This window comes from Sphingomonas sanguinis, from assembly GCF_001476905.1.
In the GTDB taxonomy this organism is placed as follows: Bacteria; Pseudomonadota; Alphaproteobacteria; order Sphingomonadales; family Sphingomonadaceae; genus Sphingomonas; species Sphingomonas sanguinis_B.
In genome coordinates, this window is the sequence record NZ_LDTE01000091.1 from 1 (window position 1) to 25,247 (window position 25,247).

Below are 25,247 nucleotides of genomic sequence, written 5' to 3' on the forward strand. Positions count from 1 at the left end.
ATTGAGTCTCAGCCCTAGCGTTCTTATTCCACAACACGCAAGCAATCTCTATCAAACGTTTAGAACTGCTTACGGATCGTGATCCTCTCCGTTGCATAGCGGCTGCCTTGACCAAGCACGCCACCCAGCTCGAAGCCTATGCGCCAGCCATTATCAAAGACATAGTCGGTGCCCAGCTCCATTGAATAATTGTCGCGGGCCCAGCCATCGCCGCGAATGGCATAGCTAAAGCCGCCAAGATCGGCGTAATCGAGCGCCTGAGCACTGCCATTCTTGAACTCGTGCCGCCACTCGGCGCGCACGCGGGGCACAAAGCGTCCGGTCACGAACGACCCGCGCAGACCCAGCACGCTCGACAGCGAGGTCAGCCTGCGGCCGTCGAACACCAGATTGGCATTGCCCGCACCAGTCTCCGTATAGCGGTCCAGATCGGCCGACAGATAATCGATCCGGCCATAAGCGGATAGGGCATGGGTGCCGCTGGTCCGATCGAACCCACCAGCCAGCGAACCGAACAGCATCGAGCCGCTGCGATGGCCCCGCGCGACTGCCTCGCTGCCCATCACGTTGCGGATCGTATCGAATGACAGTCGTCCCGCTCCGGCGACACCGTCGAGGAACAGGCCGTCCGCCGGCGCGAGGCTGCCATAAACCGCGCCCATCCAGCTGTTGCTGTCGACCCGACCCCTGTCTTGGCCGACCTTGGCCCGCTCGCCGCCATAGCCACCACCGATACCGACGGTCAGCGTCTCGGACAGCTTCACGTCGACGCCGCTGCTGAGCCCCCCGGTAGAGACGGTCAGCTTGCCCCGTCCGCGCGTCGCATCTTCGGTCCCCAACGCAATCGCGCCGCCTGACCAGATCGCGGTCGACCCGACCGGCCGGCCGGAACCCTCGATCGCTTTGGGTTCTCCATTTTGGGCGCGCGCGGCCGGATCGCCCGACATTGCCTGGCTCATGGCCCGGTCGCTGCGCGCACCCGCCAGCCCCGTCACCGGCATGGCCCGACCGTCGCGGTCATAGGTCATCAGCCCGGCCGCCCGCTCGCGCCCCCTGACTGCGGTCGCATGGTCCGACTTCAGCATTGCCAGGTCGGTCGCTGCCATCCCGGTATTGGGATCACGCCCGCCATAGCTGTTGCCGCCCGCGATGCTGATCCCCATCGGTCGGCCGACACTCCCCCCACCACCATTGTGCAACTGCTCGTTGCGGCGCTGGAAATTGTCGAGCTGCGCTTGGGCGAAGCGGCGCGTCGCCTCGGCCTGTGCCGCCGAGATGCCGGTGACGGTCGCGTCCTGCGACGGATCGGCACGCTGCACCACACTGACGCTGACCGCGGCCGGGGCCGAGGTGCCATAGGCGTTGGTCAGCGTGTAGGCGACGGTCGCGGAGCCGCTAAACCGGCCCCGTGGGGTGATACGCAGCTGATAGCGGCGATCGCCAGTGCTGCCGCTTTCGACCAACGTCGCCTCGACCCCGTCTGCGGGCGTCACCGAGACGATCGTCGCGGCCGTGAAGGGCCCGCCGATCGCGCCTTCGGTCAAGTCCACGATCTGGGTCTGGCCGTTGGTGACGCTGGCCTTGATCGCCGGGGCGACGGGCGCGCTGCCCTTGACCGTGATCGCGACCCGGGCCTCGTTCGAGGTGCCGCCATTCCCGATTGCGACATAGCCAAAGCTGTCCTCGCCGATATAGCCCGGCTCGGGCGTATAGGTCGCGCTGACCCGCTGGTTCGTCTCGGTCACGGCCTGCTGGCGTGCGTCGATCGACACCGTGCCGTGCTGCGGCTGTGCGGTGATACGGATCTGGCGATAATCGCCGGTGACCAGCGCCGACAGGTCAATGGCTACCGAGCCGTTCTGCGTCGTGGTGGTGGTGTTCGTCGCGGCCGAACCGGGACGCGCGACCGGCGGCGCCGGCAGCGCGATGTCCAGCGTATAGGCATTCGCCGCCGTGAAGGGGCCATTGCCCGAAGAGCTGTCGGTCGCCGTGACGGTTACGGTATAGCGACCGCTCTCCTGCGGCGTACCCGCCAGCAAGCCGCCCCCCGACAGTGTGACCCCGGTCGGCAGCCGGCCAGCGGTGACCGCATACGTGTAGGGCGCGGTGCCGCCGCTGGTGGTCAGCTGCTGGCTATAGGCAACGTTCTCCTGGCCCGCTGGCAGCGTCGCAGGGGTCAGCGCCAGGCTCGGTTGCGCGACGGTGATGCTGACCGTCGCCGGCGCCGAGGTGCCACCCGCATTGGATGCGGTATAGGTGAAGCTGTCGGCCCCGGCATAGCCGACCGCCGGCGTATAGCTGATCGCGGTGCCCTTGACTGTCGCGGTGCCATGGGTCGGCGCGGTGGCGATCGCAACACTGGTCGCCTCGCCTCCGTTGATCTTCAACGGCACCGCCGTGGCCGCCGCACCATAGCCGACCGCCAGGGCCACATTGACCGCGACCGGCACATCGGGCGGGGCGATGATCAGGCTATAGGCCTTGGCCCCGCTATACGGCCCCGCCCCCGTCGAGCTGTCGGTCGCGCTGACCGTGAAGGCGAAGCGCCCGAATGCGCTCGGCGTACCGCTCAGCGTGCCATCGACCGCCAGCGTCACGCCCGCCGGCAATGCGCCGTCGGTGACCGCATAGCGATAGGGCGCGGTGCCCCCCGATGCGGAGAGCGTCTGCGTATAGGCCGCCTCATAACGCCCATCGGGCAGGCTGGCTGGCCCGACCGCCACGCTCGCAGCCGAGACGACCAACGTATAGCTGCGCACGGCAGTATAAGGCCCGCCATTCGCGGTCGCGGTTGCATCGGTCGCGGTCACGGTGAAGCCGTAGCTGCCACCGGCGGTCGGCGTGCCACTCAGCGTGCCGTTGGTACCAAGCGTGACGCCTGCCGGCAGCGTGCCCGCCGTCACGGCATAGCTGTAGGGCGCGGTGCCGCCGGTCGCGGTGAGCGCCCGACTATAGGCCGCGCCCACCGTCGCATTGACCAGCGTCGCCGGATCGAGCGCCAGCGCCGGTGCCGCGATGCTGAGCGTATAGCTCCGTGTCGCACTGTACGGACCCGAACCGGTCGAACTGTCGGTCGCAGTGATGCTGAAGGTGAAGTTGCCCGACTGCGTCGGTGTGCCCGCTAGCGTGCCGTTGCTCGCCAAGGTCAGACCCGCCGGCAAGGCCCCCGCCGTCACGGAATAGCTGTAAGGCGCGGTGCCGCCGGTCGCCGACAGCGTCTTGCTAAAGGCCGCACCCGACACACCCGCTGGCAAACTCGCCTGACCAAACGCCACGGTCGCGGTCGCAACGCTCAGCGTATAGCTGCGGCTCGCGGTATAAGGCCCGCCATTGGTCGGGGCCGTCGCATCGGTTGCGGTCACGGTAAAACTATAGCTGCCACCGGCCGTTGGCGTCCCACTCAACGTCCCGTTGGTGCCAAGCGTGACCCCCGCCGGCAACGCGCCATTGGTGACGGCGTAACTGTAAGGTGCCGTCCCACCACGGGCCGTCAACGCCTGACTATAGGCGGAACCGACCGTCGCGTTGGCTAACGTCGCCGGATCGAGTGCCAGCGCCGGTGCAGCGATACTGAGCGTATAGCTCCGCGTCGCACGATACGGACCCGAGCCGGTCGAACTGTCGGTCGCAGTGACACTGAACGTAAAGCTGCCCGACTGGGTCGGCGTCCCGGCCAGCGTGCCATTGCTCGCCAAGGTCACACCCGCCGGCAAGGCCCCTGCCGTCACGGCATAAACATAAGGCACCGTGCCGCCGGTCGCCGACAGCGTTTCGCTGTACGCCGTGCCTGACGTTCCTGCAGGCAGATTGGCCGGGCTCAGCGCCACCGTCGCGCTCGCGACCGTCAGCGTATAGCTGCGCACAGCCGTATAAGGCCCACCATTAGCGCTCGTAGTCGCATCCGTCGCGGTGACGGTGAAGCTGTAGCTGCCCCCGGCCGTTGGCGTCCCGCTCAGCGTACCATTGGTTCCAAGCATCACCCCCGCTGGTAACGCGCCTGCCGTCACGGCGTAGTTATACGGAGCAGTCCCCCCACTCGCTATCAGCGCCTGGCTATAGGCGGCACCGACCGTTGCATTGCCCAGCGTCGCCGGCGCCAGCGTTAGCGCTGGCGCGCCGATCACCAGCGTGTAGCTGCGCGTCGCACTGTACGGACCCGAACCAGTCGAGCTGTCAGTCGCAGTAACACTGAAGGTGAAGCTTCCCGACTGCATCGGCGTACCCGCCAACGCACCGCTGCCGGACAAGGTCACGCCCGCCGGCAACGCGCCTGCGGTCACCGCGAAGGTGTACGGAGCCGTACCGCCGGTGGCCGACAAGGTCTCGCTATAGGGCGCACCCGACACGCCCGCCGGCACGTTAGCCTGTGCGAACGCCACCGTCGCGGTCGTAACCATCAGGGTATAGCTGCGTACCGCCGTGTAAGGCCCGCCATTGGCGATCGTCGTCGCGTCAGTCGCGGTCACGGTGAAGCTGTAGCTACCACCAGCCGTCGGCATACCGCTCAGCGTCCCATTCGTGCCAAGCGTCACCCCAGCCGGCAATGCGCCTGCGGTAATGGCATAGCTATACGGTGCCGTCCCACCGCTCGCGATCAGTGCCTGATTATAAGTGGCACCAACCGTCGCGTTGACCAATGTCGCCGGAGCCAGCGCCAGCGCCGGCGCGGCGATGACCAGCGTATAACTGCGCGTCGCAATATAGGGGCCCGAACCGGTCGAGCTGTCGGTCGCGGTGACAGTGAACGTAAAGCTGCCCGACTGAGTCGGCGTACCCGCCAATACACCGCTGCTCGACAGGGTCACGCCCGCCGGCAATGCGCCAGTGGTAACTGCATAGCTATAGGGCGCCGTGCCACCGCTCGCGGTCAGCGTCTGGCTGTACGCCACACCCACCGTCGCATTGGCCAGCGTAGCCGGGACCAGCGCCAGCGCCGGCGCGCCGATCACCAGCGTATAGCTACGCGTCGCACTATAGGGGCCCGAACCGTTGGAGTTGTCGGTCGCCGTGACGCTGAAGGTGAAGCTACCCGACTGGGTAGCTGTGCCCGCCAACACACCGCTGCTCGACAGGGTCACCCCCGCTGGCAACGCGCCGGCGGTCACCGCAAAGTTGTAGGGCGCTATCCCCCCCGAGGCCGACAGCGTGGCGCTATAGGCCACGCCCGACGTCCCCGCCGGCAGGCTCGCGGGCGACAGTGCCAGCGTGGGGGCGGCGACGCTCAGGGTATAGGCGCGCGCGCCCGTAAAGCCCGCTGCGTTCGTCGCGGTGAGCGTAAAGGTGAAGCTGCCGCCCGCACCCGGCGTACCGGTCAGGCGGCCGTCGCTGGCCAGCGTGACGCCGGAGGGCAATGCGCCCGCCGTCACCGCATAGCTGTAGCTGGTCCCGGCACCGCTGGCGGTGACGGTCTGGTCATAGGCTTGGCCGACGGTCGCGGACGACAGGGTCGCCGGAGTGACGACGATGGCTGGCGCGCCGACGGTGATGGCGTAGAGCCCTTCGACACCGAACGGCGTGGTCGCGCTGTCGGTCGCGCGGAAGCGGAACGTGAACGTCCCCGCCGCGCTTGGCGTGCCCGAGAGCACCCCGCCGCTTGCCAGCGTCAGGCCGGGCGGCAGGGCCCCGCTGACGACGCTGTAGCTGTATGGTGCGATGCCGCCGCTGGTGGTGATGGTCTGGCTGTACGCCGTCCCGCCGGTCGCGGCGGGCAGCGCGGTCGCCGTGGCCGTGTTGGCGGCGGGCGACAGCGTCAGCACCGGCGGCTGGACGCTGGTCGTATAGCTGGCTTGGCCGACAAAGGGCGCGCCGCTGCCGCTCGCGCTGTCGGTCGCGGCGATCGTATAGGCGAAGCTCCCCGCCGCGCTCGGTGTGCCCGACAGGGTGCCGTCGCTCGCCAGCGTCAATCCGGTGGGCAGCGCGCCCGCCGTTACCGCAAAGCTGTAGGGTGCGGTGCCGTCGCTGGCGGTGAAGCGCTGGCTATAGGCGGTGCCGACCTGTGGAGTAGGCACGGTGGCGGGACTGAGCGCGATCGTCGGCGCGCCGATGGCGATGCTCTGCTGCACCGGGGTGGCGGGGTCGAAGCTCGTGTCGCCCGCCTGGCTGGCGGTCACGACGCACGTACCGACCTGGTCGAAGCGCACGCTGTTGCCCGTGATCGAACAGATGGCGCGCGATCCCGCATCGATCCCGATGACCGGGGTCAGCCCCGAGCTGGCACTGGCGGCGACGAGATAGGTCCCGCCGACGATCGCGCCGGCTGGCGGCGTCGAGGTGAAACGCACGGTCTGCGCGCCCCGCCCGATCGTGATGGTGAAGGCCTGCGCCTGGCGTACCGGCGGATTGCCGCCGGTCGAGTCCTCGGCGGTCACGGTAAAGGTAAAGGCGCCCGCGCTCGTGGGCGTGCCCGACAGCGTGCCGCCCGTGGCCAGCGTCAGGCCGGTGGGCAGGGTGCCCGCCGTCACCGCATAGCTATAGGGCGCGGTGCCGCCGGTCGTGGTCAGCGTGGCGGTATAGGCCGTGCCCACCGTCCCGCTGGCGGGCGGCGGGGCGATGGTCAGCATCGGGTCACCGATCGTCACGGTCACCGTCGCAGGCGCGGAGGTGCTCACCCCGTTGCTGGCGGTGAAGGTGAAGCTGTCGGTGCCGCGCACCCCGGCCGCCGGCGTATAGGTCAGGTTCGGCGCGGTGCCACTCAGCGTACCTCGGGCCGGTGCGGCGGTGATCGCATAGCTCAGCGTACGCGCAGGCGTGTTGGGATCGGTGCCCGCCAGGACGATGCTTCGCGCGGTCTGGAACGCGGTCGACACGGCCTGCGCGGTCGCGGTCGGCGTGCCGGTATAGGTGAAGCTACCATTGGTCGTGCTGACGCCGGCCATGTTGGTGACCTGCACCGTCGCGGCGCCGGCGGTGCCCGCCGGGGTAACAGCGGTCAGGCTGGTCGCGCTGGCGATCGTCACGCCGGTCGCGGGCGTACCGCCGACCGTGACGGTGCTGCCGCTGGTGAAGTTGGTACCGGTGACGGTGATCGTCGTGCCGCCCGCCGTGCTGCCCTCGGCCGGGGTCACCGCGCTGACCGTGGGGAGCGCGACGATGGTGAAGCTGCTGGTCGCGGGTGCCGAGGCATTGCCCGCCGCGTCAATCGCGGTGACCGACACCGTGATCGGCCCCAGCGGCAGATCGGCCGCTGGCGTATAGCTGTAGGTGCCACCCGCCGTCGCCGAAGTCGTGCCGGCGGCCGCCCCATTGATCCGGATCGCGAGGCTGGCATTGCTCTCCGCCGTGCCCGTGATCGCTGGCCGCCGGTTGGCCAGCGTCGCGCCATTGGCGGGCGCGGTAATGACCGGCGCGGCGGGCGCGACCGTGTCGATGGTGAAGGCATTGGTGTTCGAGGCTGGCGACGCCACCCCCGAAGCCGAGGCGACCGCATAGACGGTGTGCGATCCCTGGCCCAGCGCGCTCGCCACGGTGTAGGTGAAATTGCCGCCCGATACCGTCGCGTTGCCGCTGAGCGTACCGTCGATGAAGACCTCGACCGTCGTACCGCTTGCGGTGACACCGGTCACGGTCGGCGTCGCCGTATTCAGCGTCGATCCATTGGCCGGGCTGGTCAGCACGGGGGCGGCCGGCGCGGGCGGCCCCGCCACGGTGATCGTCACCGTCGCGGCGCTGGATGTCGCGAGGCCATTGGAGACGGTGAAGGTGAAGCTGTCCGTCCCGATATAATTGAGCGACGGCGTAAAGGTGAGGTTGGGCGCGGTGCCGCTCAGCGTGCCATGCGCCGGCGCGGTGGCGACATTATAGGCCAGCGTCCGGGCCGGCGTGTTCGGATCGCTACCCGTCAGCGTCACGGCGGTCGCGGTGTTGAAGGTGGCGGTTACGCTGCGTGCGTTCGCGGTCGGGGCCTGGATAACGGTAAGGGTCGCGGCGCTGCTCGTCGCGCTGCCCTGGCTGTTGGTGAAGACCGCGCGATATTGGCGGCCATTGTCACCCGCGGTCGTCGCGGGGGAGGTATAGGTGGCGGCGGTCGCACCGGCGATGTTGGTGAAGCTCGCGCCGCTATCGCTCGACACCTGCCACTGAACGCTGGGCGACGGACTGCCCGAGGCGCTGGCGGTGAAGCCGGCGGTCGCGCCGACCGCAACCATCTGGCTTACCGGCTGCGTGGTCACGGCGGGCGGGTTGAGCACCACATAGCTATAGCCGCCAGCCAGCGTGGCGGTGCCGCCCGGCGTGGTGACGGCGACGGCGACCGCGCCGGCGCTGCCCGCGGGGGTCGTCGCCGTGATCTGGGTGTCGCCGGTGACCGTGAAGCTGGTTGCCGCATTGCCGCCAAAGGTCACCGCACTCGCGCCCGTCAGCGCGGTGCCGGTGATCGTCACGCTGGTGCCGCCGGTGGTCGAACCCGAATTGGGTGTCGCGCTGGTGACCGTGGGAGCCGCGATATAGCTGTATTGCGACGCGGGGCCGGTCGCGCTCGTCACGCTGCCTGTGGTGACCTGAACGTCATAGGTTCCCGCCGCCTTGGCTGGCAAGGTCGCGCTGAGCTGGGTCGCGCTGGTATAGCTGACGCCGGTCGCGGCGGTGCCGCCGATCGAAACCGTCGCGGTCGGTGTGAAATTGGTGCCGGTGATCGTCACGGTGCGCGGCGCGTTGGCAGGCCCGGAGGTCACGCTCAGCGCGGTCACGGTCGGCGCGGCGAATATATAGTTGACGCTGCCGGTGCTTGCCTGGCCGGTAGTGGTGTCGGTCACGCCGACAGTGGCGGTGCCAGTCCCGGCTGGCGTGGTCGCGGTCAACGTCGTCGCGCTGGCATAGGTCGCCGGAACCGTCGTCGCGCCGAAGCTGACGCTATAGGCGTTGCCATTGACGAAGTCGGTGCCGGTGATCGTCACCGGCGTGCCGCCGCCGCTCGACCCACCGGTAGGCGAGATCGCGCTGATCGTAGGTGCGGCGACATAGCGATACTGGTTGCCCGCCCCGGTCGCGGAGGTGCCGCCCGGGCTCGTCACCGTCACATTGACGGTGCCCGACCCGGCGGGCGCGGTTGCGGTGATCTGTGTCGCGCTGTTGACGGTGAAGCTACTGGCCGACGTGGCGCCGAAATTGACGGCGGTCGCGTTCGTGAACCCTGTGCCGGTCACGGTCACGCTGTTGCCACCCCCCGCCCCGCCCGAGTTCGGGGCGACCGCCGTCACGGCCGGCGCGGCGACATAGGTAAAGCCGGTGAAGGTCGCCGAGGCGGTCCCGTTCTTCACGACGGCAATGCCGACCGTGCCCGCCGCATGCGCGGGCGCGGTGGCGATGATCTGCGTGTCCGATGCCGGAGTCACCGAGACGAGGGTGCTGTCGAACCGCACCTGATCGACGCCGGTGAAGTTGCTGCCGTTGATGGTGACGCTGGTCCCGCCGCCCGTCGGACCGGAGGTCGGCGCAATGCTGGAGATTGCCGGGGGCGGCGTGCCGACGCAGGTGGCGGACATGGTGAACGAACCGGTGTCGGTGGTAGAGCCACGCTGAATGCGCGCGAGGACCGCATTGGTTCCCGCGTCGGTCGTCAAGGTTTCCGTTATGGTCCCCGCCGACGCGAGCAGAATACCGGGTGCGCTTACCGCCGATCCGGGCGTGGTGTTGGATATCGGGAAAAATGCCCGAAAGCTGCTGCCCGATACGCCGATCGTCTGCACGGTGAACGTAATCCGTTCGTTCGCGTCGAAGTCGTACAGCGTCGGACTGAAGCCGGCATAACTGGCGGGATAGTTGCCGGTGGTCGAGGTGTACGATGCGGATCGGATACCCGAGGCGGTGGCACTGGCGCCGGCCGTGCGGCCCTTGGGGCTGGGCGCAGCCGTCGAACTAAAATTCGCCGAATAATTGAGTTCACCATTATTGATGGCCGCGCACGCCGCGCTCTCGGCAGCCGCCGCACAGGGCATCGCCGCAACGGCGAGCGCGGACAGCGCGATCAAGGGGAGCATGACACGGCCCGAGCGACGTGACGCGGCCTCCCTAGGCACCAATGCAAATGGATCAGTTGGATCAGTCGACGACGGTTGCGCCAGCACCGTATCCGCAATGGTGCCCGTCTTCACGACACGGCCAAGCGCACGAACAAACGCGCCAAACATGATCTATAGCCCCCCGGCTCACCCCGAGAACATCACCGGTTGGCGACGAACGCTTCACCCGACGCTATAATCAAAATCGAGTCAACAATTTAAAGACTCTAATTCACCGATGAGACACATCATCGTCCTTTTACAGGAAAATATTGATGTATATCATCCGCAATGATGGCTGCAAATTCGTTACGCATATGAGGTCCATTAAACTGGAACGTTAGTATGTCCATTTTGGACAGTTAGCACTTTCCTGTTAGCACCATTGTGGATTTGTTTTCTGCTTCCTTCCGGTCAACAATAGGGGTGGCGCGCCCCGACATGGCGAAGGGCTCGCCCTCAAGGGAGCGGACATGGAAGCATATCTCGGATACGTGATGTTTACGGCGGGCAGCTTTGCCCCGCGCGGTTGGTCGTTATGCCAGGGACAGCTATTGAGCCTCGCCCAAAACGCCGCGCTCTACTCGCTGCTCGGCACCACCTATGGCGGCAATGGCCAACAGACCTTCGGCCTGCCGCATCTGGGCGGTCGCGTGCCGGTCGGCACCGGCCAGGCACCGGGTGTCAGCCATAATTATCAGGCGGGCGAAGCGGCCGGCACCGAGCAGACGACCATCCTCACCTCGCAAATGCCCGCGCACGTCCATGCGTTCCCCGCACAGCCGGGCATGGCCGTTGCCACCGACAACACGGCTGATGATACGTCCGATACGGCGACGGCAGGCGCCCGGCTGGGCAAGTTTGTCGATCAGGCCGGCAGCGGCGGGGCGATCTATGTGCCCGCCGGGTCGAGCAGCACGACGGTGAATCTCGCCGGCACCCCGGCCGGCAATACCGGCATTGCCGGGGGCAATATGCCGTTGCCGATCATGCAGCCCTATCTGGCGATGAACGCGGTCATCTGTATCGAGGGCTATTATCCCTCGCGCCCAGACTGATCGATCGGCCGGCACCTTTTCCCTCGGGAGAGGGTGCCGGTCACTTCGCTGTCAGTTGAATACCGCCTGATAGACGCGCCGATCGCGCAAGGGTGGGCACTGGCTGATGAAGATGCTGTGCGGCCCGCCGCGCCCGCAATCGAACTCATAGGCCAGGTCTAGCAGCACGACGCTGAGCGGCGCCTCGAAGAACAGCGAAAAGGGCTGTCGGAAGTCAAGCCCATGGGGCAAGCGCGGCGACGTCTCGACGCGATCCAGCCGCACCTCGACCGCTTGCGGCAGCGTGTTCACCTTCACCGTCTTGCCCACCCAAGGCAGGAAATCTTCCGGGGTCATCAAGCGCATGCACGATCCTTCCTCGCCCGCCACCATTCCCGATCGGGGCGGCGTCGACAAGATGGCGGACCCCGGCATGGCACCTGATCGGATCATGTTCCGGCCCGAGACCCCGGACGATGCGGCCATCATCGCCCACGCCCATGCCGGCCATTGGCGCGCGCCGCCGGGCTTCGCTCTTCCCGCCCCGATGCTCGCCGCCCTACTCGCTCAGCAGCATGCGCTGCAGGAACGTCACATCGCGGCCACCCATCCCAGTGCCGAGCGGCAGATGATCATCGCTAACGGCGTGACGGTCGGGCGCATATGCCTGAGCCGGAACTCCCCGCCCTGGAAAATTGTCGACTTCGCGCTGATAGACAGCGCACGGGGCCTCGGGATCGGTCGCGCCGTTTTAGACGCGGTAACGGACGAAGCCGCCCGTGCCGCCGCCGCCATCGTGCTGGACGTCGCCCAAAACAATGTGCGGGCACTAGCCTTCTATCGACGGGCGGGGTTCAGGCTCTTGAGCACAAATAGTGGCACCCATTTTGAACTGAGGTGGAATCCATGATGGATAATGGTCAACGCCTTCACGATCAGATGCTCATGCGTGTGCCAACGGTCCAGCGCGAACCGCTCAAGCCGATCCGATGCGACACGCCCAGAATGGCGCGTCGCGCCAGCGTTGTTCCATACCATAATAAAGGGCATGGTGATGGCAGTAGGCCTGCCAGATACGGCTCATCCGCGTAGCGTACCGTTCGGTGGCTCTGATGTCACCGTTCAGAAGGGCAAGTGTGGCCTCCCCGGCTTCAAGCCCCGTCGATAGGGCATTGAACAAGCCTTGGGAGGACAAGGGGTCCAAGGCGATCGCACTATCGCCAGCCGCGAGCCAGCCCTCTCCGGCTGCGCTGCGTGCAACGCTATTGGCGGCGCACAGCATTGTCGCGGTCGCCCGGGACAGATCGGCCTGACCGATGGCGCTCCTCAAACCCGGCGACAGGCTGCCCACCCTGATCGGTCCGTCCCTGAGGACATGCCGCAAGGCCGCACCTCCGGCATCGCCGTGGAACGCGACGAGGCGATGTCCATCCGGCAATATGGCCGTGTACCACCACCCCTCTGGACATGATTCGGTATAAGTCGTGGTATCGACCGCCTGTGGCTGCGGGACGCGCTGATAGGCGCATGCCAGCCGGTCCATCACCATGCGTCGTTGGCCATGTTTGCGCATCAGCGACGTTCGCCGGCCGCTTGCGTCGATAAGGCGTCGGGCCAATACCCAGCGGCCATCGTCGAGCGCCACGTGCCATCCGTCTTTAAGGCGAACGATATCTCCGACACTGGCGACGACGCGCACAGCTCCCCGCGCTTCGGCATTCGTGCGCAGATCGGTCTCGAAACGGGCCCGATCGATCCGCCAGCCCATGCCGTCGGGGTCGCGCATCGCATCCAGTTCAACCGGCTCGTCCGAACCCCAGCGGCTGACCTTGAGCGGCGCGATGCCGTGGCCCGCTGCCGAAAAGCGCTCGAACGCGCCGATCGCCATCAGCACCCGCCGCGCCGCGCCCGGCAGCGTTTCGCCGATTCGCCAGTTCGGTGTCGCCACCCGGTCGATCAACACTACGCTGGCAAAGGGCGCCAGAACGGAGGCAGCGGCCGCCCCCGCCGCCCCGGCGCCGATGATGGCGACATCGACGATATGCTCGGTCATCGCCGCTGCGGTGGCAGTCCGTTGGGGAAACGATTGACCAGTGCGATGCCGGACAGATCGACCTCGGTCGCCGACCGCGTGCCGCGCCGCTCGACGGGGCCGGGCCTTGCCGCCGGAGCGACCCGCATCGGCGGTGCCGCCCCCAGAAGGCGCGGCCCGGTCAGCTTCTCCTGCTCGGGTGTGATCAGCCGGGCATAATCTTCCACTTCGATCGTCGCGGGAAATTCCGGGTCTCCGGGCCCTTCGCGGACCTCGACGACGCCGAGAAAGTCGAAATGGTGGATCATGTTGTTGATCTGATGGGTATAGCCGTCCGCGCCCAGCGGTTCGATCCAGGCCTCGCGATTGGCGAACGCCTTGCGCCGTTCCTCCAGAGGGCGGGACTTGTCCATGACGATGTCGTAATTCTCCTTAGTCAACACCTCATTGGGCACGCGCGCCGGCCAGAAGGTGGGGACGTACGGATCGTATGCGGGGGTATAGCCCGACCGGCAACTGCTGGTGTCGGTCTGCCACGGCACCGCCATCCACCGCGTGATGCCGCCCGGCATCTGACCGCAGAGTGGCCCGTTGGGGATGGTGACGTCGTCGGGGGTCAGCACTTCACTGGGGCGCGGGGCGACCCAGCCTTCGGGCGCGTGCTGAAAGCGGAACGGCGCCATGTACATGGTCGCGGTGCGCACCGGCCACGTCATCTCGCAACCGGGGTGGAAGGCGTCGGCCAGACAGAATTCCAGCGCCGCGCGGGTCAGCATGTCCCCTCGTTCGGCAACTGGCAGATCGTCGATCTCGGCTGGCGGGCGCTTTTCGGGATCGTGATCGGGGTCGAAATTTCCCTCCGCCCATTGCCACAGCATCGCCATCTGGCAATCGCTCAGCACCGCGTTCTGGCGGGGGCTGGCGACCGGCGGAATGTTCATCGCGTCACCGTAGAGCCACGGCCAGGGCACCGGTGAGTTGGCATCGGTGTCGAAGTTGCGGAAATTGTTGTAGATGACCCGGCGCTGCTCGCGATAGGCCGGACTCGTGCTGCCGAGACGCGCGAGCGCGGTATCGCTCGTCAGGTCGAACACCCCTTCCCAGCCGAACCCGGCGGCAAAACCGGCATTGACCCATTGCAGCCCCTCCATCCTCTGAAAGATGGGCAGGATGTCATGCGCGAAGGACGGCCGGATCGGCGCAGGCAGCTTGCCCGCCTTGATCGCGACGTCGCGCATCAGGTCCCACATGGTGCGCACCGATTTGCGCTGCGGCCCGTAATTGGGCGGTGCGACGACGACCCAGGCGGGGATCACCTGGATCTCCTCGCCGTCGAGCGTGACCTTCGCGGTCACCGGCCCATCGGAGACATCATCATACCAGCCCTCGTTATTGGCGAAGGTGATGGCGGCGCTGCCGTCGACGCTGGCCGAGACGCCCTTGCCGCCTAGAACCGTCAGCCGCTGCTCGGCATCGGTCATCGCCTCGCCCAGATAGACGGGGATGTCCATGAACATGCCCTCGAACGTCTTGGACTTGACGTTGGCCCCCTTTAGCACCCGTTTCTTGCCCTCGATCGCCAGGGTGGTGCGGTCCGCCACGCCCGGATTGCGCAGCGTGGTCGGTGGGGCGTAATTGGCCTCGGGAATGTCGAGCGCGAGCTGGAAGCCGTACCAGGCGGCCTTATGGTTGGCGAGCTGCACCTGCCATTCGACCGTCGCGCCGGGGTCCTTGCCGGTCAGTTCGCGCACGATCTCACCGCGCGCGTTGACGCCATAGACGCGGAAGCGTGCGGCCTGTCGCTTCAGCCTTTTATGCGCATCGCGGTAGCTGCCGGCGGGTAGCGGCAACGGATCGGTAACTTCGGGACCGTAGAAATATTCGTCACTGGTCCCGACCCGCGCGATGCCGATCGCCGGGTGGATCACCGCCTGGACGATACAGTCGTCATGCTTGATGGCCGGTGGCGCGGCCGCGGCAATGCGCGGGGTCAGCGGGTCGCTGGTCAACTGGCCATTGGCATGGTGCCGCATCGCCGCGCCCGCCGCATAGACGCCGCGCCGGACCACCGCGATCGACGACTGGTCGCTGGGCCGGTTCGCGTGCGGCACGCGCCAGATGTTGAAGGACAGATTCTGGCCATAGTCAGCCTGCCCCGGCGCATCGACCCGCTGGCGCGGGATGACCAGTGTTGCGACGGGGACATAAGAACTTTCATGTTCCGGCCAGACGACATTGGCGGCGTCGAGCGGCATCGTCTTTTCATTGGTCCGCCGCTGAATCGACAGGGTGAAGCGATAATCGCGCTTCGCAAGTCGGTTGATCAGGTCGGTCTTCAGATAGTCGTTGCCGTCGTCGGGCACGTCCTCGGCCGGGGTTTCCGGGTCCAGCCGATATTTGACCAGCTCGTCGCCGAGATGGAAGGACAGGATCGCCCAATAGCGGTTGGTCAGGCACGATCCGCGCGCCGCGTTCATGTCGTTGAGTACTGCGTTGATCGCGGGATGCTTGGCTAGATAGGCGTCGTAATCATGCTGGACGACGCCGGCATAGGTGAACTCGACCATCGTCTTGGCGGTATCGAGGAAGAACCGGTCGATATTCTGCATGATGAGGTCGGCGGTCGCCCCCTCCTCGCCCAGCGCGTTCGGGCCGTTGACGCCGAACAGCTTCAACCCGATCCCGCACATGCTGCCCAGATCGGGATCGGTCGGGCCGGTATCGCTGGAAAAGCGCATCCAGGCCTCCAGCCGTTCATGTGCGAAGATGCCGACGCGCCACGCCTCGGGTATGTCGTCGTGACGCTCCAGCCAGCCATGCGCTACGCCGTGCAGCTTGCGGAAGACGGCGCGTTGGGCGGGGGGCGGGTTCAGCTTGGTATCGCGTGCCTGCCCGATATCGACGAACATTTCGGTCAACCGCTCGGTAGCCTGATCCGGCTTATCGAAACATTTCGGAGTCGGCAGTTCCTTTTTCATGTCTGATTCTCCCACCCGGCTGTCTTACCGGATAGACTGACCTTGAATAATCTTGCTAGCAAGCGCAGCCGCCGTGAAATCTTCGTTATTATTTTTTACATCCAGAATGAATGTTATATTCAACTCTTTAAAAATATTTAGAAATATAGATCATATAAATCCAGAAATGGATACGATCTATTACTGTGTTGACCTGACGCGATGTCGCGCTGATCCTGAACCACGCCAAGGATGATTGGTCACCCGGCCCAAGGAGCGATGCGATGAGCCATACGGAAGAGAATTTCCTGAGCGTGCCCGCTCATCTATTGCTGACCCCCGAAGATCAGGACGGGAGGTTCGAGGATTTCATCCGCTTGCCCGTGCTGGGTCAGGGGACGGTTGGCTTCATGATCGCCGAGAAGGCGCCGTTCAGCGTCAGCATCCAGAACAAATGCTGGGGCCGGCCGGCGCTCCGCTGGGATGTCGATTTCGACGGGGTGACGCTCCACGAGCGGATCGACGGCGAATGGCATCAGCGACCGATCATGCCGCAGGTGGAACTAGAACCCGGCCTCGCCCTTGGCCTCGATCCCGATCCGCGCTGCCCCTATTGGTTCAGCTTCGACCATAATAATCGCCGCCTGCGCTACGGCAAAGGCGAGATACGGCTCGGCTGCATGATCGCCGAATATCAGTTGGCGGCCAAGCCGTCCGATGATGGCGAAGACCCCTATGTCTGGCTGCGCGAGGCGCGCCGGGTCGAGGTGACGGCGTCGATCCGCGATTCCGTCGACATCTGGCGCGACCCGGTGGTCGCCGACGTGCCCATGAAGGTCGTCGTCCATGACCGCATGACGATGGACATGATGGCGCAAGGCCAGGCCACCGTGCCGGGCAATCTGACGCCGACCTGCCGCCAACTCTACGACAATGTCGCAGGCGAGATGTTTCGGCTCGACACGCCCGATTTTCCCGAATTCGCACAGGCGATCAAGGAGAGCATCGCCGACCCTAATGGCTGGTGCCATCAGACGCTGGCGCGCAAGGCGGAGGAGTTCGGCGCACCCGATCCCGACAAGACCTATCTGCGTATCACCCTCGGGCAGAATCAGGGCGATTCACCGGGCGTCCCCTTCGTCATGGAGATCTGGCCGGTCGGTCATTATTCGCCCGTCCACAATCACGGCGGCGCGGAGGCGGTGATCAAGGTGCTGCATGGGGAGATCAACGTGGATCTCTATCGCATGTTGTCACCCTATCATCAGGAACCCTTCGCGACCGCCGTCTTCGGCAAAGACGATGTCGCATGGATCTCGGCGCGTCTGAATCAGGTTCACAAGCTGATCAATCGCGGGGCGGAGGAACCCTGTATCACGATCCAATGCTACCTCTATGCCGAGACCAACGAGGTCCACTGGCCCTATTTCGATTATCTCGCCAAAGCCAAGATCGCCAATTTCGATGACGACTATGTTTCGTTCAAGGCGCGCATGAGGTCGGAATGGGATCGACGTCATCCAAGATGAGGTCCGTGTGTCGTTGCTCGACCTGAAGCATGGACCTCATGCGGCGGGGCTTGGCCTGCAGCATATCTCTTCATCTACTTCAGGGCGCTAGCAACGTTGGTGCCGATCCATTCTGGCGCTAATATCGCTCGATATGGGCCACGACAGATTCGATCTACTGACGGATGGGCAGAAGGAGTGCCTGCGCCTCCTTCACGCACGTTGGTCGGTAAAGGACATTGCTCGGCATATCGATCGGAGCCCTGTCACCGTGCATCAGCGCTTGACGGCCGCACGCCAACATCTTGGCGTTAGCCGCAGCCTGGAGGCCGCGCGCCTGCTCTTCGAATACGAAGGCGGCGCATATGATCCGGTCATATATGACCCCGTGATAGTGGGCGAACCACAGCCGAGCGAGGCATCACCCGTGGACCGGACGGCGGGTTTCCCCCTGCCGTTCCCGACCCCGGGGAGACCTCTCAATGACCTGACACTTGCTGGTAAGCTCCTATACTCGCTCGTGCTGTCCGCGCTCATCGCCCTGATATTTGGCGGTTCGATCGCAGCCTTGAGCGGCCTTTCCGAACTATTCTGACCGGCCTGATCGGCTGGTTCATTCGCAGCGCTATCGGCGCCCCGGAGACATCATGCCGAACATCGTCCAAGAAGCCGCCCGCACCGTCGTGTCCGATCTCGCCCCCTTTGAAACCGCCGTCGACGTGGCGATCGCCCGCGCCGGCCGCTTCCTCGCCGCGCTGGCGGAAGGCACGATCGAGGCCCAGGTCGGCCCCCTGCCCACCCATTCCGCGATGATGAACACCTTCGCCACCGTGGCGGCGCTGGCCGAGGTCCGCAACAGCATGGCGGCCACTCGCCGAGAACTCGTCCATACGCGCGCCAAGCTCGGCCTTCAGGAGACCGCGATCGGCAGCCTGCCGGGCTGCCCGCCGGCCGAGGCAATCCAGGCCGACGTCATCACGATGGCCGCCTAAGATGATTGGCGCGACGGTAATGTGGCCCCTATCTGAGCCATGCTTGCCGTCGTGCTGAACTTCGTCCCCCTCCTCTACCTCTGCATTCTTGCCGCATCGCTGATCTATATCGGGTTGAGAGGCGAGCGAGCGGAGCGAGCGTGCATCATCGCCATCACCATCGGTTCGCTCGCCACCGGACTCGCGGCGAACCGAGGACCTGCATGGTATGAAGCAGAGGTAGGGATTTTCGTGGTCGATATCGCCACTCTGGTCGCGTTCATCGCGATCATGGCAAAAAGCACGAGATTTTGGCCTTTATGGATCACAGCCCTTCAGAACATCGCCGTAATGACTCACCTGGCGCGCTTTTTAAAGCCACAGACCGTTCCGATGGCCTACGCCGTGGCGGAACAGCTATGGGTCTATATAATGCTTCTGATCCTGATCGTGTCGGTGCGGCAGCAGCGATCACGCGGCGGATCGATGAACTCAGCGAGCTCGTAAGGGATTATCTCGAACTACCACCATGCACAGCCAAACGGCTTCGCGCTGTGGAGGCAGAAATTGAGGCGAGAGCCAAACGACGCCACTATCTTCGACCTGATTTGTTCGTCGAGCCGCGCTGGGACATGCTGCTCGATCTGTACGTCGCGCGGCTCAAGGAGCTTAAGATTTCGGTATCATCGCTCTGCGTCGCGGCAAATATCCCGACCACGACCGCGCTTCGACACATTGCCGAACTTGTCCAGCACGGCGAAATTAAGCGCACGCCTGATCCCACGGATCAGCGGCGGGCATTTCTCGATCTATCAGACCACACTTTTGCCCGGATGAATGACTGGATCGACCACTGTCTCTAGGGTCAGGACCCATTGATATAAGCGTCGCGATCTGATTCAGTCTCAGCGAGGGAACCGGGATGAGCGACCTTTTTTTGGCGGACGGACGAGCAGATCGAGCGACCACGGCCATTCTTTCCCACTTTCCCAAGAGCCACGGCAAGCCTCGGATGGATGACTGGCGGATGCTGAGCGGCATCGTCTTCGTCACCCGCAATGGGCTGCGCTGGCGCGATGCGCCTAGCGCCCATGGTCATCACAAGACGCGGTACAACCGGTGGAAGCCCTGAGGCTACCGAGACGCGTTCATGCGCATGATGGAGGGGCTGGCTGCGGGCCATGCCGAGCCGAAGTCCGTCATGATCGACGAGACCTATCTCAAGGCGCGCCGCACGGCGTCGAGCCTGCGAGTTAAAAAGGGGATCTCAGCCGCCTGATTGGACACACCAAAGGCCGCCCCTCGAGCTTTTCGACCGCCCTCGCCACCATCCTCTTTTTCCGGCTATGATCAACGAGTGCTGACCCTGGAAACCGCCGGATAAGCCACGCGGAACCCGATATGCGATGTGGGCAGGTCATGCTCCTGCGCCTGATAGGCAGCCGGGCGGAAATTGGCGCAATAATTCATCGCGCATAGAAAACTGCCGCCTTTGACGAGGCCGATATCCTGATCGCCCGCCACCCACTCCCATACATTGCCGACCATGTCGTACAGACCCAGGTCGTTCGCCTCGAAACAGCCGACAGGGGCAATCCCGGCATAACCGTCCTCGGCGGTATCGCGCATGGGAAAGACGCCCTCCCAGACATTGGCCCTCGGCTTGCCATGGTCAAAGGCCCATTCGACCGGATCGCGGGTCGCGTTCTGGTTACCGCGGGCCGCTCGCTCCCACTGCTCCGTGGTGGGCAGGGCACCGCCCGCCCAGCGCGCATAAGCAGCGGCATCGTCGCGATCGACATGAACGACCGGCTCGTCCGCACGGCCCGTCAGGTCGCTGTCCGACCCCAGGGGATGCCGCCAATCCGCTCCCTTGGTCCAGCGCCACCAGCGTGCTGCATCGTCGAGCGAGACGGGCTGGGTGGGTGACACGAATAGCGCCGATGCCCCCTGCCGCTCGGCCTGGGTGCGGTATCCGGTGGCCGTGACGAAGGCAGCGAACTGGCGATTGGTCACTTCGTGTGCATCAATGCGGAATGCCGCTACACGCACCGGGCGCCCCGGCCGGTTATCGCCATCCTCGCCCAGCATCACCGTCCCCTCCGGCACGGCGACGATCCTGTCGCCCGCAAGGCAACGCTGCGACGATGGCACCGGTCGTGCGCCAAGACCGGCCGATGCGGCGAGCGCGATCAGCAAGGCGGCACCGGTCCTCATGGTCGCGCGGCCGGGGCGGGCGCGGTCTCGGCGGCGGCTTGGGCGGGCAATGGCACGACGCCCTTGGCCTTGGCATAAAGGTCATAGGCGCCGACCAGCTCGGCGAGCCGCTTCGGCTCCGCCGTGGCGAGATCCCGAGTCTCGCCGGGATCGCGAGCGACGTTGAAAAGCTGCCAGCGCCCCGTGCTGACCCCGCCGCGCGTATAGCGATTGGTCGGCGCAGGGAGAAATACGATCTTCCAGTCCCCCTGACGCAGCGCCCTGCGGAAGAACAGCTCGTAACCGAGCGTTTCGTCGGCGGAGCGCACGCCGTCCGCGCTGGCGGCCAGCACGGGGCGCAGGCTCTTGCCCTCATGCGGCAGGATCGCATGGCCCGCAAACTCGCCAGGCTGGCGCAGTCCGGCATAATCGAGCAAGGTCGGTGCGACGTCACGCACGTCCAGATTGGCGTTGGCGATCCGCCCGCCGCCCGCCACGCCGCGCCCCGCCGCAAAGGCGGTCACGCGAATACCGCCCTCGGTCGTATAGCCCTTCACCAGCCAGGACGGCACCGAATTGGCCTGCGCCCAACCCGGCCCATAGCCGACATAGCTGGTCGGCTTACCGATATTGTCCAGGCTATTGTCGATGCCCAGCGCCTGCGCCGGGGGAAGGGCCGCATCGGGCGAGCCGACCTTGAAGCGCGGGCTGGGCGCTTCGATCACATTCCCCTCCGGACCGTTATCGGCGAAGAACAGGATGATCGTGTTGTCATACCGCCCTTGGGCTTTCAGCGCGGCGATGACGCGGCCGACATTCTGGTCCATGCGATCGACCATGGCGGCATAGACTTCCATCTTGCGTGCCTCGATCGCGCGCTCCTCCGGGGCGAGCGACGACCAGGGACGCGCCAGTTCCAACCGGTGCGGGACCGCATCGGCGGATACGAGGCCTAGCGCCTTCTGCCGCGCCAGCCGCTCGGCGCGCAGCGCCTCATAGCCCGCATCGTAGCGGCCCTTATATTTGGCGATCGTCTCTGCGGGTGCCTGAAGCGGCCAGTGCGGGGTGGTAAAGGGAAGATAGGCGAAGAACGGCCGCCGATCCCCCGATCGGGCCGACGCGTCGAGATAGCCGATCAGCCGGTCGGCGAAATAGTCGGCGGAAAAATGTCCGCTCGGCAACAGGGCGGGCTTGCCGTCGTCGCGGTAGCTGGGCGCCAGCCCCGCCTTCGACCATGCGGCGCCCTGATCCGCACCGAAATGGTTCGAAAGGCCCTGGAGCAGCGCGAAACTATGCTCGAACCCGCGCGCGGCCGGTTCGCGCTCCGGGGTCAGGCCCAGATGCCATTTGCCCGCCATCAGCGTCGCATAGCCACCCGCCCGCAGCAGTTCCGCAATCGAGGCGACACGGTCGTTCAGATAGCCCTCATAACCCGGCTGACCCCGTGTCGCGGGGCCGAGTAGCTCCGCCATGGTGCCCAGACCCGCCTCATGATTGTCGACGCCGCTCATCAGCATCGAGCGGGTCGGCGAACAGGTCGGGGCGGTGTGAAATCCGGTGAAGCGTACCCCCGACAGGGCCAGCGCGTCGAGATTGGGCGTCGCGATCTCCCCGCCGAACGCTCCCAGATCGGACCAGCCGAGATCATCGGCAACGATGACGAGGAAGTTGGGCGCATCTTTCGGTGCCTGCTGCTGCGTCGCGGCGGCCTGGGTCACCGGCTCGACCTGGGCGACCACCGGACCGGCCGCGATCAGCGCGGGGACCGCCGCGGCCAGAAGTGTCCCACCGATCATGTCTGCTCCCCTTTTTCGATCACCGCGATAGCGCCCCCACAGGCATAAACGTCGGGGCCACCCCGACAATGATATATTCTCTACTGGATCAGTAGGAATTACTTGGTTCGCTTGGGTGGGCGCGCTCCATAGCCATAGGCGGGCGGCATGCGTCGCGTTCTCAGCCAATGAACCAAAGGGGGGAGTTCATGCCGACATGCTATATCCGGGCAGGCCGCGCCCTGCTTGTGACCGGCGCCGCGATCCTGGCCCAACCAACGCTCGCGCAGCAGACCTTGGTGGCCGCCCCCGATCCCGGATCGGATATTTCGGCCACCGATCCGGCCGGTAGCGGCACGAGCGGCGATATCCTGGTCACCGCGCGCCGCCGGACCGAGCGGAGCCAGGACGTGCCGATCGCGATCAACGCCTTCGGCTCGGCCCAGATCGAGTCGACGCGTACCTATAATCTGCGCGATCTCCAGCAGCTCACGCCCAGCCTGGTCGTGACCAACACCAACCCGCGCAACACCAGCATCAATATCCGGGGGCTGGGCAACAATGTGGCGGTCTATAATGACGGGCTGGAGCCGGCGGTGGGTGTCTATCTCGACGGCGTCTATCTCGCCCGGCCGGGCCAGACCGTGTTCGACCTGGCCGATCTGGAACGGATCGAGGTTCTGCGCGGGCCGCAGGGCACTTTGTTCGGCAAGAACACCTCCGCAGGCGCGGTGGTGGTCTCGACCAAGCTGCCGACCTTCGACTGGCAGGCGGGCGGTGATGCCAGCCTGGGCAATTACGACTTCCGCCAGCTTCACGCCTTCGTTTCCGGTCCGCTGACCCCGCATCTGGCGGCGCGGCTGTTCGTCTCCAAGACCGATCGCGGCGGCTTTACCCTGAACCGCTTTGACGGCCGTTACGGGCAGGATTTTCACGACCTGAACCTGCGCGGCCAGTTGCTCTACAAGCCGAGCGACACCCTCACCATGCGGATCATCGGCGACTGGGGGCGGCAGAACAGTTTCACGGCCGGTAGCATTCTGCTGGGGGCCATCCGGAATTACGACAACGGCGCGGTGTTCCCGAACAACTATTATGACCGATCCGCGCGGCTAGGCTATTCGCCGGTCGCGGCAAACCCGGCGCTGCGGACTACCGACACCGACGCCAATCCGCGCTACCGGATGAACCAGCACGGGGTGAACGTCACGACGGACTGGGATGCCGGCCCCGTCACGCTGACCTCGGTCACGGCCTATCGCGCGTGGAACTGGTATCCGCACAATGATGGTGACGGCACCAGCCTGGATGCGGGCGCCGACTTCCACCAGAGCAACGAGCAGCGTCAGGTCAGCCAGGAACTGCGCATTGCCTCCAATGGAACCCGGCGCGTCGATTATGTCGCGGGGCTTTACTATCTCCATCAGTCGATCGAGGCGGAGGCCGTCAACCGCTATGGCAGCCGCGCTGCGGAGTGGTTCCTGCCCCCCACCACCAATGCGACGGTCGGGGCGGTTGCGCTCAACGGCTATGACGTCGTCAGCCATTCGCGGCCCGTCACGGACAGCTACGCCGCCTTTGCGCAAACGATATGGCACCTGACGGACACGCTCGATCTGACGACCGGCCTGCGCTACACCTACGAGACCAAGTCCGGTTATTTTGATCAGGGCGCGACCGGGACTTCGCTCGTAGGTCTGACGCCGGCGCAGCAGGCCGCAGCACAGGCGATCCGCGCGCGGTACGGGATAGCGAATTCCTATCAAGCGCGTACCGAAGCCGGGCGCTTGTCGGGGCAGGCGACACTGTCGTGGAAAATCGCCTCGCCGATCCTAGCCTATGCGACCTATGCGCGCGGCAACAAGTTCGGCGGCCTGAACCTCGCCAACATCACCACCACCGGCCAGTTCGCCGCCAATCCGGTCATCCGGCCCGAAACGATCGACAGCTACGAGATCGGCGCCAAGACAAGCTGGGTGGATGGGCATGTCACGGCCAATGTCGCCGCCTTCTGGACCGACGTGAAGGATTATCAGACCACGATCGTCGATGTGGAGCGCAACGGCGTCAGCTTCTTCACCAATGCCGCCAAGGTGCGGACGCGGGGAATCGAAGCGGATCTCCGTGCCACTCCGACCCGCTGGCTGACGCTCTATGGGTCGGGCACGTACGACGATGCGCGCTACATCTCCTATGCCAACGCCCCCTGTCCGATCGAAATCACCGGGCGGACCTTGTGCGACCTCAGCGGCCAGAGACTGCCTGGCGTATCGCGCTGGGCCGCCTCCACCGGGGGTGAAGTGCGCGGCCCGCTGGGTCTGAATTTCGGCCAGGATGCCGAAGTCTATGCGGGCGGGGATTATAGCTATCGCTCGGCGACCAACAGCACCGCCAGCCTGAGCCGCTATTCCGACATACCCGGCTATGATCTGCTCAACCTGCGTTTGGGCGTTCGTGCGCGGGATGGCCGCTACGATATTCAACTCTGGGGTCGAAACGTAACGAATTCCCGGTACTACCTGTCCTTGTCGGCAAACAACACCGGCGCCATCGCGGCCACTGTCGGCGATCCGCGCACCTACGGTCTTACGCTACGAACCAAATGGTGAGTATTCCCACCAGGAATCAGTGAAATATGCCGACGCATGGACGAATAACAATTTGAATCCGCGCGGCCTCAATAAATTTCCTGGACGCTTTATAGAAACAACCATGCGCCCCTCCGCCGCCTGCGCGCGAAAAGACCGGGCTTCGACAATTAGGGCTGAGACTCAAT

At 65.3% G+C, this 25,247-nt stretch carries 13 protein-coding genes and 1 pseudogene; 8 read left to right on the forward strand and 6 right to left on the reverse strand.

Annotated elements, in window-relative coordinates; translation table 11 throughout:
• Window positions 1-59: 59 nt before the first annotated feature.
• Window positions 60-9,974, reverse strand: a complete 9,915-nt coding sequence (locus SB4_RS19650) for a putative Ig domain-containing protein (protein ID WP_058753056.1) — start codon at window positions 9,972-9,974, stop codon at window positions 60-62.
• 494 nt (window positions 9,975-10,468) lie between these two features.
• Between SB4_RS19650 and SB4_RS14000 the strand changes: the two genes are divergently transcribed.
• Entirely contained in the window at window positions 10,469-11,053 is a 585-nt protein-coding gene (locus SB4_RS14000) for a phage tail protein (RefSeq protein ID WP_058734123.1), read from the forward strand.
• Window positions 11,054-11,104: 51 nt separating this feature from the next.
• On the opposite strand, the gene SB4_RS14005 is transcribed toward SB4_RS14000, so the two are convergent.
• Window positions 11,105-11,398 (reverse strand): DUF6916 family protein, encoded by a 294-nt coding sequence (locus tag SB4_RS14005; RefSeq protein WP_058734124.1) that lies wholly within the window; start codon window positions 11,396-11,398, stop codon window positions 11,105-11,107.
• Between SB4_RS14005 and SB4_RS14010 the strand changes: the two genes are divergently transcribed.
• The gene (locus SB4_RS14010; RefSeq protein WP_058753057.1) at window positions 11,397-11,942 is read left to right on the forward strand and encodes a GNAT family N-acetyltransferase; all 546 of its coding nucleotides are present in this window, start codon (window positions 11,397-11,399) and stop codon (window positions 11,940-11,942) included. The genes SB4_RS14005 and SB4_RS14010 overlap by 2 nt on opposite strands.
• 66 nt (window positions 11,943-12,008) lie before the next feature.
• On the opposite strand, the gene SB4_RS14015 is transcribed toward SB4_RS14010, so the two are convergent.
• Together SB4_RS14015 and SB4_RS14020 are read right to left on the reverse strand one after the other, a co-directional pair.
• Window positions 12,009-13,085 (reverse strand): tryptophan 7-halogenase, encoded by a 1,077-nt coding sequence (locus tag SB4_RS14015; protein ID WP_058753058.1) that lies wholly within the window; start codon window positions 13,083-13,085, stop codon window positions 12,009-12,011.
• Entirely contained in the window at window positions 13,082-16,042 is a 2,961-nt protein-coding gene (locus tag SB4_RS14020) for a LodA/GoxA family CTQ-dependent oxidase (protein ID WP_058753059.1), read from the reverse strand. The genes SB4_RS14015 and SB4_RS14020 overlap by 4 nt, the downstream gene beginning before the upstream one ends.
• A gap of 263 nt (window positions 16,043-16,305) precedes the next feature.
• On the opposite strand from SB4_RS14020, the gene SB4_RS14025 reads away from it, so the two are divergent.
• The 5 genes and pseudogenes from SB4_RS14025 to SB4_RS20395 all read left to right on the forward strand — a co-directional run.
• The gene (locus SB4_RS14025) at window positions 16,306-17,550 is read left to right on the forward strand and encodes a cysteine dioxygenase (protein ID WP_058753060.1); all 1,245 of its coding nucleotides are present in this window, start codon (window positions 16,306-16,308) and stop codon (window positions 17,548-17,550) included.
• 626 nt (window positions 17,551-18,176) lie between these two features.
• Entirely contained in the window at window positions 18,177-18,521 is a 345-nt protein-coding gene (locus tag SB4_RS14035) for a hypothetical protein (protein WP_058734130.1), read from the forward strand.
• A gap of 39 nt (window positions 18,522-18,560) precedes the next feature.
• A complete protein-coding gene (locus SB4_RS14040; RefSeq protein WP_058753062.1) occupies window positions 18,561-19,007 on the forward strand; it encodes a hypothetical protein in 447 nt (148 codons plus the stop codon).
• A 47-nt stretch (window positions 19,008-19,054) separates the two neighbouring features.
• Window positions 19,055-19,363, forward strand: coding sequence for a helix-turn-helix domain-containing protein (locus SB4_RS14045; RefSeq protein ID WP_153003085.1), 309 nt, complete (start codon window positions 19,055-19,057; stop codon window positions 19,361-19,363).
• Window positions 19,364-19,456: 93 nt separating this feature from the next.
• Window positions 19,457-19,796 (forward strand): annotated as a pseudogene (locus SB4_RS20395) (transposase); the annotation flags it as partial.
• Window positions 19,797-19,850: 54 nt separating this feature from the next.
• Here the strand turns inward: SB4_RS20395 and SB4_RS14055 are convergent.
• Together SB4_RS14055 and SB4_RS14060 are read right to left on the reverse strand one after the other, a co-directional pair.
• Window positions 19,851-20,717 carry an SUMF1/EgtB/PvdO family nonheme iron enzyme gene (locus SB4_RS14055; protein WP_058753063.1) on the reverse strand — a complete coding sequence of 289 codons (867 nt, stop codon included), beginning with the start codon at window positions 20,715-20,717 and terminating at the stop codon, window positions 19,851-19,853.
• A complete protein-coding gene (locus SB4_RS14060) occupies window positions 20,714-22,492 on the reverse strand; it encodes an arylsulfatase (protein WP_058753064.1) in 1,779 nt (592 codons plus the stop codon). Before SB4_RS14060 ends, SB4_RS14055 begins: the two co-directional genes overlap by 4 nt.
• A 188-nt stretch (window positions 22,493-22,680) precedes the next feature.
• Here SB4_RS14060 and SB4_RS14065 point away from each other — a divergent pair, with 188 nt between their 5' ends.
• Complete coding sequence (locus SB4_RS14065) at window positions 22,681-25,080, forward strand: TonB-dependent receptor (protein ID WP_058753065.1); 2,400 nt, start codon at window positions 22,681-22,683, stop codon at window positions 25,078-25,080.
• Window positions 25,081-25,247: the final 167 nt, after the last annotated feature.

Bases quoted from the DNA above. Each gene is read 5' to 3' on its own strand.
- SB4_RS19650 (WP_058753056.1), bottom strand. From the start codon at position 9,974: ATGCTCCCCTTGATCGCGCTGTCCGCGCTCGCCGTTGCGGCGATGCCC.
- SB4_RS14000 (WP_058734123.1), top strand. From the start codon at position 10,469: ATGGAAGCATATCTCGGATACGTGATGTTTACGGCGGGCAGCTTTGCC.
- SB4_RS14010 (WP_058753057.1), top strand. From the start codon at position 11,397: ATGCACGATCCTTCCTCGCCCGCCACCATTCCCGATCGGGGCGGCGTC.
- SB4_RS14005 (WP_058734124.1), bottom strand. From the start codon at position 11,398: ATGCGCTTGATGACCCCGGAAGATTTCCTGCCTTGGGTGGGCAAGACG.
- SB4_RS14015 (WP_058753058.1), bottom strand. From the start codon at position 13,085: ATGACCGAGCATATCGTCGATGTCGCCATCATCGGCGCCGGGGCGGCG.
- SB4_RS14020 (WP_058753059.1), bottom strand. From the start codon at position 16,042: ATGAAAAAGGAACTGCCGACTCCGAAATGTTTCGATAAGCCGGATCAG.
- SB4_RS14025 (WP_058753060.1), top strand. From the start codon at position 16,306: ATGAGCCATACGGAAGAGAATTTCCTGAGCGTGCCCGCTCATCTATTG.
- SB4_RS14035 (WP_058734130.1), top strand. From the start codon at position 18,177: ATGCCGAACATCGTCCAAGAAGCCGCCCGCACCGTCGTGTCCGATCTC.
- SB4_RS14040 (WP_058753062.1), top strand. From the start codon at position 18,561: ATGCTTGCCGTCGTGCTGAACTTCGTCCCCCTCCTCTACCTCTGCATT.
- SB4_RS14055 (WP_058753063.1), bottom strand. From the start codon at position 20,717: ATGAGGACCGGTGCCGCCTTGCTGATCGCGCTCGCCGCATCGGCCGGT.
- SB4_RS14060 (WP_058753064.1), bottom strand. From the start codon at position 22,492: ATGATCGGTGGGACACTTCTGGCCGCGGCGGTCCCCGCGCTGATCGCG.
- SB4_RS14065 (WP_058753065.1), top strand. From the start codon at position 22,681: ATGCCGACATGCTATATCCGGGCAGGCCGCGCCCTGCTTGTGACCGGC.